Here is an 8,073-nt window from a genome sequence, read left to right as displayed (position 1 = left end):
CGTCCGGCAGAAATCGCGCGCTGCGGCTCACCGCCCCACTGCCGTCGTAGGTCCGCTCCGATAAACGGATGCCGCGGCGGCCGCCGCAAAAGGCTGGATGCGGTCAAAAACGCTGGTTGATCCAATTTGCGATGGTGTCGAACAGATTCCTCAGGCTGTTCGAGTAGGCGCCCTTCCTGGGTTCGCAGGTCGCACAGGGCGTGAAGAAGTGGGTCGCCCCTTCGATGACGTAGAACTCCTTGTCGCGGCTCTTGGACAACTGGTACATGCGCTCGTTGTCGCCAATGAAGTAGTAGGCCCCCATGGCAGTGAACAGCGTTGGGGCGCTAATCGACTGCACCGCGCACACCGTCGAATTGTTGCTCGAGCAATAGTCGATATCGAGCAGCGAGTCGCGGGAGCGGATGGCGTTGGCGCTGAGAAACGAGCGCACGCTCAGTAGTTTGGTGCCGGTGTCGAAGGCCATGTTGCGCTTACCGTTGCCCGGATCAGCCACCGCAACGCTCTTGACGATGCCGCTGTCGTCAATGGTGCCGTCGTTGCGCACCAGCTTGCGCGGTTTGGTCGTCTGCAGGATTTCCGGCACCGTGGGGTCGGTGATCCAGAGGTAGGCCGATGCCCCTGGGCCCGATCCCTGGGGGCCGCCGCGCGGGATCACCATGACATCGTTGTCGGGGTAGGGATAGGTGCCTTCTTTCATGCGGCGCACCTTGTCCAAAGCGCTGTCGATCAGCTTGTTCATGCGGGCTGACTGGGCAGCAAAATACGCCTTGCGAAAAGTATCGGAATAATGCGAAGGCCCGTTGGGATTGAAGCCGTTGCGTGGGTTGTACGGGTCGAGACCGGCCAGGGGCGCGGTTGCCGGAGGGTTGTCTTCGTTGGCGACCGAGGGATTGAGCGCGCGCAGCACCAGAATGGCGTTGCCCGGGTGTGCATCGGCAAAAATAATGCCGTCAGCGGGCGGGAGGTTAACCAGCTGGTCGGACGAGCATTGCACCAGCTTCTGCGGACCTTGGCAGTACGAGGGACCGGTTTCTGCGATGGCTTGGTACAAGCTCATGAGCGGGCCGCCGCCGCTGTGGCCGAACAGCAATACCTTGGTGATTCCCGGCTGGCCCCGCAGCGCCTGCACGCCCGCCTTGACGTCCAGAGGCAGCGTCTCGAATGACACGGCCACCTCGTTGTTCTCGTAGCGCGAGTTCATGCACAGCACCATGAAGCCGCGCTTGGACAGCTCGGTACATGCCGGATGCCGCAGGAAGTCCGCGGTGCGGTGCATGACCAGCACGCCGACATGCGGCGCAGGTCCGTTGTCGGGCTTGTACAGCAGGCCCTTGGCGACGCCGAAAGTCATGTAGGCAGGATTGCTTTGGGCCGACGCGATGGAGCCGGCCAGGCAGAACGCGGCCGCCACGACTAGACGGAGGCCGCGTTGCCAGCGGAAGAACTTCATGCGATGTCTCCTGTTGCACTGCTAAGGGCAGGGTTCTTTTGTTCTTGTATATAGAACGATGGTCTATATAACGGGACAGAGAAATGTAGCTTCACCGCTGCGCAACCGTCAATGCTTGCCGGTTGTCCTGCATTGGGAGCTGACCTGGCGCCTGCGGTGGCCACGGGTCGGGCGCGGTATGGACGGCGGCCCAGGTGGGTAAGGGCAGGCGGCCCCGGTGGGTAAGGGCAGGCGCCCCGGTGGGTAAGGGCAGGCGCCCCGGTGGGTAAAGGCTGGTGCCCGGGGGTAAAGGGCGGTTATTCCGAGAGTAAGGGCGGCTTCCGGAGGCTCGGGTAGCTACCGGCAGGAGAGCGTTTGTTGCACTTGCACCCGGCTGTTTGTTGCACTTGGCACGGTTCGTGCGCGAGTACTTACGCCTGATTGGTCCTGCGCATATGCGGTGAGATGCGCCGGCATCCTGTCAATGCCATGCCACAAAACCGTTGTATTTTTTTACATGTTGAATTAACAGCGCAACTATGCAATAACGCTGTCTATGCGGCTCTTAACGGCTGCCGCGCAGGAAACTTTAGGGCTTTGTGGGTGCCGCCCGTTTGGGGCCTATCGATGCCCCTTGGTCTGGCTAGGGTGTATAAGGCGTGCCGCGGTGCGGCATGGGTATTAACCGTCATCACTGGGCTGTCCTGCTATGCCGCACCATACGGATTCATCCAAGTTATCCGGATTCTGGAATGCTCGCTCCCAGGGCTTGCATAGGGTCTGGTGGGGGTTGCGCTATGCCCAGCCGATGACCTTGTTGGGTGGGCGCCTGGGTCGCAAGGACGAATACCTGGCCTGGTTCGACACAGTCGATCCGCCCGCCTTGCGGCCGCCAGCGGCGTCCTGGAGCTCATGCCCGCGCCCGTCCACGATGGTGGGGCCCCAAGCCTTTCATTTCTTCGGTGTCGAACGTGTGCTGTCCGACAACCGGGGATGGCATTGGCGGCCTTGGGGCGAGAACTGGCTCCACAATCTCCATGCGTTCGACGATCTGGTCGCAGATGGGGCGGACGGCCGCTGCGAATGGCACGAAAAACTCATTACTAATTGGGTCGTCGCGAACGCCCCCGGCAAGGGCGTGGGGTGGAGACCGCACAGCCTCGCCCGGCGTATCGTGAACTGGATCAAGTGGGACCTGGATACCCGCAGGCTCAATGAGGTGGGGCGGCGCAATCTGGTCGTGCAGGTCCGTTTCCTGAGGCAGCGGCTGGGCACGTCCATGACCGCCACCTACCCCACCAAGGCAGGCAAGGCCTTGCTGTTCGCCGGGGCATTCTTCGAGGGCGGCGAGGCTGCGGCTTGGCGCCGCACCGGCCTGTCGGTACTCCGTACCGCGCTCAAGCCGGGTTATCTTCGCGCGCGGGCTGAGGTCGACGAGGGATACCGTACGGCGGTCATCGAAGACCTCCTGGATCTCGTGCAACTGGACAAGATCTATCCGGGCCTGCTCGAGCGCGGCGTGGTGCGGCGCTGGCACGAGCTCGTGCGTCCGCTGCTTGCAATGGCGGGCGACGGCCGCCGGTCTCTTTCTGCCGAAGGGCCGGGGTACGAAGAGGGGCCGGAACCGGTCTTCTTTGCCGAGCCGACGCTGGAATCCCTGCGTCACTACGCCCGGTGCCTCGGTGCCGGGTCGGCTCCCTGACGGTTCCACCACGAAGATGCGGTCCCCGGGACCGCATATTTCCCTCATGCTGCCGTTCGTGCTTCCGGGACGCCTCCGGCGGCACGACGGCGAACACGTCAACGCACCCGCTCCCCGCGGGCGGCGTTTGGGCATACGTATGCTGCCCCGTCGCCCCGGGGCGTCCCGTCTCTAGCGTCCTCCCATTTCCCCAGCGCAGCCCCCGCACCGCGTACGCCTTGGCGTCGAACGGCCGGTACGCATGGCCTCACACTTTCCGGTGAATCTTCCGCGGATGTTTATGGCGAGATAGTTGTTAACGTCAACAAAGTAGTGTATAAAAACAACTATCATGACCACCAGACATCCAGGGGTTCGTATGAGCAGTACATATTCCACCATCCGGCTCGAGGTCGAGGAGCACGTCGCCACGCTGACATTGAATCGGCCCGAGAGCCGCAATGCGCTTAATTCAGCCATGTGCGGAGAGCTGATCGCGGCGGCGGAGGCCCTGGCCGCCGATGAAGGCGTCCACGTCGTCCTGATCCGTGGGGAAGGCCCGGTGTTCTGCGCCGGCGCGGACCTCAAGGAGCGGCAGGGCATGTCTACGGCAGAGCTTACGGCGCGCCGGGTAAAAGGCTTCACTGCGTATGCGGCCATCGAGCGCCTGCCTCAGCCGGTGATTGCGGTCGTACACGGCGCGGCGTTTGGATCGGGCTGCGAGATCGCCGGTGCGAGCGATTTCATTCTTGCCTCCACCGAGGCGAAGTTCCGCTACCCCGAGGTCGGCTGGGGCACCATAGGCGCTACGCAACGCCTGCCGCGTATGGTCGGGACGCGTATGGCCAAGGAACTGCTGTTTACCGGCCGAACGGTCGATGCGCGGGAAGCGCAGGCCATCGGCCTGGTCAACCATGTGTACGAGCCGGCCGAGCTGGAGGAACAGGCGCGGACCATGGCCAAGCACATCGCCGCGGCAGCGCCGCTGACGGTCCGGTTGACCAAGCGCTGCGTGGACCAGGGCGTGGAAACCACGCGCGAGGGAGCGATGGCGGTGGAGCTGCTGGCCATCGAGGAGAATCTTCGGCATAGCGATTGGAAGCGGGCCATCGCGGGTTTTGGAGCGCAGAAAAATGCTTGATCGCCCCACGCTTTACCGCACGCTCGAGCGTACGGTCCAGGAACATGGCGCCCGCGAGGCCTTCGTCTGCCAGGCTGACCGCCTTACCTGGTCGCAGGTATTGGACGGAACCCGTCGCATGGCGGCCGCGTTGCATGCCAGCGGCGTGCGCAAGGGGGACCATGTCGGCATCATGCTGGGCAACGGCGCGAACTGGCTGCAGATGTTCTTTGCCTGCGCGACGATCGGGGCGGTGACGGTACCGGTCAATACCCGCTTCAAGACCGATGAGCTGCAGTTCTGCCTGAAGCAGGCCGACGTGAAGCTGCTGGTTTTTGCCGATACGTTCCTCGGCATCGATTTCGTGGAGCTGCTGCGGGCGGTCGAGCCGGCGTTCGACAGCGCGTTGCCGGGGGCTGCCTTGCCGGAGCTGCGCCGCGCCGTGATGCTGGGCGACGGGCCGTGTCCGGCCGGCGCCGAACGCTATGCCGATTTCATGGCGGGCGGCGATTCGGTTCCGGCTGAACGCATCGAGGCGCTCGCAGCTGAGGTGCAGCCCGACGATGTGCTGTTGATGCAATTTACCTCAGGAACGACGTCGTTCCCGAAAGGGGTGATGCTGACGCACGCCAATATGCTGACCAACGCCTGGGCTGCCGGCAAGCGCGTGGGCATCCGCTACGACGACCGCTATTTCAGCATCCGGCCGTTCTTCCATGTGTCGGGAACGACGCTATCCGTTTTGATGAGCCTGGTCGTCGGCTGCTGCTTGCTGACCCTGCCCAAGTTCGACGTCGCCGAGACGCTGCGCGTGCTCGACGAAGAGAAATGCACCTTGACGTCCGGCAACGACACCATCTTCCTGATGATGATGGGCCATCCGGATTTCGATCCCGGGAAGTTGCATCTGCGCGGAGGGTGGGCGGCGGCCGGGCCCGAGGTCATGCAGAAGATCCGCGACGTCATGGGCGTGGACAATGTCTGCAATGCGTATGGCCAATCCGAGGCCTCTCCCAATGTGGTGATGTCCTCGTGGGACGATCCGTTCGAGCTGCGAGCATATGGCTGGGGCTTGCCGCATGCCGGAACGGAAGTCCGGATCGCCGACCAGGCCACCGGCGAAGTCTTGCCGCCGGGCCAGCAGGGGGAGATCCAGGTGCGCGGCTGGCACGTGATGAAGGGCTATTACAAGATGCCCGAGGCCACGGCCAAGGCGTTTACCGACGATGGCTGGCTGCGTACCGGCGATCTGGGCGAGATGTCGCCCGACGGCCGGTTGCGCATGGTGGGGCGGCTCAAGGACATGTACCGGGTGGGCGGGGAGAACGTGGCGCCCGCCGAAGTGGAGGAGACGCTGCATGCCCATCCTGCCGTGCAGATGGCCCAGGTCGTCGGCGTGCCGGATGCGCGCCTGGGCGAGGTCACGGCGGCCTTCGTGCTGCTCAAAGAGGGCAAGCATGCCGAGCGCCAGGAACTGATCGATTGGTGCAAGGGCCGTTGCGCCAACTTCAAGGTCCCGCGCTATCTCGAGATCGTGGATTCGTTCGACAATATCGGCATGACCGGCAGCTCCAAGGTCCAGAAGAACAAGCTCAAGGCGCACGCCATCGAGCTGTTCGGCCTGGGCGATGTGCATGCGGGAGCAGGGGGGCGCACGTGAGCGTACCCCGGCAGGAGGAAAGTCCAGTGAACGACGTGACCCTATGCGAATGCTTTGCCCGGGACGGGCTGCAGCACGAGGAAACATTCATTCCGACGGCAACCAAGGCAGCGCTGATCGATCGGTTTGCCCGGATCGGTTTCCGGCGCGTGGAGGCGACCTCGTATTCCAATCCCAAGGTAGTGCCTCAGTTCGCGGACGCCAGCGATCTGCTGCGCACGCTGCCGCGGCGTGACGGTGTCTGGTACAAGGCGACGTGCGCCAATGTGCGGGCCGTGGAACGGGCGCTGGCCGACCTGGATGCGGGGTTCGGCGCGAACGAGATCAGCCTGCTGGTGTCGGCCAGCGAGTCGCATTCGATGAAGAACCTCCGGCGCAGCCGCGCCGACCAGTGGCAGAATGTGGCCGACATGGTGGCGGCTTCGCAGGGCCGTTTTCGCCTGATCGGTACCGTTTCGGTTGCCTGGGGATGCCCGTTCGAAGGCAGGGTCGATGCCGATAGCGTACTGGAAGACGTACGCCGGTTCGCGCAACTGGGGGTGATGCACGTGGCGCTGGGCGATACCACCGGCATGGCGGCGCCGCAGACGGTCAAGCAGCTGCTGGCGAAGGCACATGCCGAGCTCCCCGAGGTGACGACGATCGCCCATTTCCATGACACGCGGGGGACCGGGCTGGTGAACTACGTGGCTGCGCTCGAGGCGGGATGCCGCTATTTCGATTGCGCATTCGGCGGCGTGGGCGGGCATCCGGCCAAAGTGAAGTACGGCGGCGGCCATACCGGGAACGTCTCGACCGAGGACTTGGTGAACCTGTTCGAGTCCATGGGCGTGTCTACCGGCATCGACCTGGGCGGCTTGATGGAGACGGCGGCGCAATGCGAGCAGGCCCTGGGCCGCTCGCTGCATAGCCGCGTGGCGCAGAGTGGCCTGAATCCCTTGCTCGTTCCGGCCGCGGAGGGGGTTCATGGATAGGCTCTCGGATAGTCACGCCGCCGAGGCGCCTCCGGCGGCGACCATCGAGGTCGGGCCGCTGGCGGGGTCGCCCCTGGCGCCGTTTGCCGCCTGGCTGGGCATTGTCGTGCGCGAAGCCGACCAGGGCCGTTCGGTGCTGACCCTGCCGGCCAGCAGCCGGATCGCGAACCGGCGCGGGGTGGTCCATGGCGGCGCTATCGCCACCTTGGTCGATTCCAGCATGGCCATTGCTACCCGCACCCTGGAGCAGGGGCTGGAAACCTCGGGCACCGTGGATCTGAATGTCCATTTCACCGCGCCGGGCCGGGGCGAGCTGACCGCTCGCGCCGAGGTCAAGCACGCCGGAGGCTCAATCGCCTTCTGCCAGTGCGAGGTGCGCGATGACGGCGGCGCGCTGGTGGCTACCGCGATGAGCAGCTTCAAGCTCAGGCGGCCCCGCCCGGCCTGATGCGCTCGCTGGGCGCTTGTATCCATGGACGGGGCGACTGAGGTAAATTGCTGCGTTCACCGTATCGAGAAAAACGTATGACACGACCTGTCCCCGCGAATCTCAAGGAGTTGTTTTCCTACCGCCTGAACCGCCTGGCCTCCGTTTCCAGCCGCATTGCGGCCCGGGTCAACGAAAGCCAGTATGGATTGGGCTCGCGTGACTGGCGCATCATCGGATTGCTGGGCGCTTTCGCACCGCTGTCGCTCAATGCGCTGGCGCATGAAGCCAATATCGACAAGAGCCAGGCCAGCCGCAGCGTGGCCGAGCTGATCGAACGCGGATACGTCAAGCGCGGCGCCGACGAGTCCGACGGCCGCGGCGTGCGGCTGGACCTGACCCCGCAAGGCCGGGCGTTGTATCGCAAGGTGTTTCCGAAGGCGATCGACCGCAACGAGCGGATGCTGTCGGTGCTGACCGATGAAGAGCGGGAGGTGCTCGAGCGCGCACTGGATAAGCTCACCCAGCATACGATCGCGTTGCTCGAAGAAATCAAGGCCAAGGAAGAAAAAGGGGCTCGCAAGGAGAAGTAAGGCGCGCCGCCTGCCATCCGGTCTTGCCCAGAGCCCGCCTTTGCGCGGGCTTTTTTGCGCCCTGGGCCGGCCGGCGAGGAAGCGCTTGGCCTTGCCCGCAGCTCCGGTTGCACGGGCTTATAGTTGAATTTGTCAATTAAATAGTATATAAAATCAACTATATTGGAAAACCGCGAGCACACGAGT

At 64.0% G+C, this 8,073-nt stretch carries 7 protein-coding genes; 6 read left to right on the top strand and 1 reads right to left on the bottom strand.

The features are described from left to right. Positions 1-103: 103 nt before the first annotated feature. Entirely contained in the window at positions 104-1,453 is a 1,350-nt protein-coding gene (locus QHC78_RS20760; protein ID WP_319748007.1) for an alpha/beta hydrolase family protein, read from the bottom strand. 787 nt (positions 1,454-2,240) lie between these two features. Here QHC78_RS20760 and QHC78_RS20755 point away from each other — a divergent pair. From QHC78_RS20755 to QHC78_RS20730, 6 genes are all read left to right on the top strand, one after another. After that, entirely contained in the window at positions 2,241-3,134 is an 894-nt protein-coding gene (locus QHC78_RS20755) for a hypothetical protein (RefSeq protein ID WP_319748006.1), read from the top strand. 358 nt (positions 3,135-3,492) lie between these two features. Next, on the top strand, positions 3,493-4,254 hold the full coding sequence (locus tag QHC78_RS20750) for an enoyl-CoA hydratase/isomerase family protein (RefSeq protein WP_319748004.1): 762 nt from the start codon (positions 3,493-3,495) through the stop codon (positions 4,252-4,254). Beyond that, the gene (locus QHC78_RS20745) at positions 4,247-5,893 is read left to right on the top strand and encodes an AMP-binding protein (RefSeq protein WP_319748002.1); all 1,647 of its coding nucleotides are present in this window, start codon (positions 4,247-4,249) and stop codon (positions 5,891-5,893) included. Before QHC78_RS20750 ends, QHC78_RS20745 begins: the two co-directional genes overlap by 8 nt. Positions 5,894-5,919: 26 nt before the next feature. Beyond that, positions 5,920-6,867, top strand: a complete 948-nt coding sequence (locus QHC78_RS20740) for a hydroxymethylglutaryl-CoA lyase (RefSeq protein WP_319748001.1) — start codon at positions 5,920-5,922, stop codon at positions 6,865-6,867. Next, positions 6,860-7,315 carry a PaaI family thioesterase gene (locus QHC78_RS20735; protein ID WP_319747999.1) on the top strand — a complete coding sequence of 152 codons (456 nt, stop codon included), beginning with the start codon at positions 6,860-6,862 and terminating at the stop codon, positions 7,313-7,315. The genes QHC78_RS20740 and QHC78_RS20735 overlap by 8 nt, the downstream gene beginning before the upstream one ends. A 77-nt stretch (positions 7,316-7,392) precedes the next feature. Continuing rightward, positions 7,393-7,887 (top strand): MarR family winged helix-turn-helix transcriptional regulator, encoded by a 495-nt coding sequence (locus QHC78_RS20730; RefSeq protein ID WP_319747997.1) that lies wholly within the window; start codon positions 7,393-7,395, stop codon positions 7,885-7,887. Positions 7,888-8,073: the final 186 nt, after the last annotated feature.

It is taken from the genome of Pigmentiphaga sp. (genome assembly GCF_033795525.1).
Classification (GTDB): domain Bacteria; phylum Pseudomonadota; class Gammaproteobacteria; order Burkholderiales; family Burkholderiaceae_B; genus Pigmentiphaga.
Note: the sequence above shows the minus strand (reverse complement) of the source record. Positions and strands in the feature narration are given on the sequence as shown.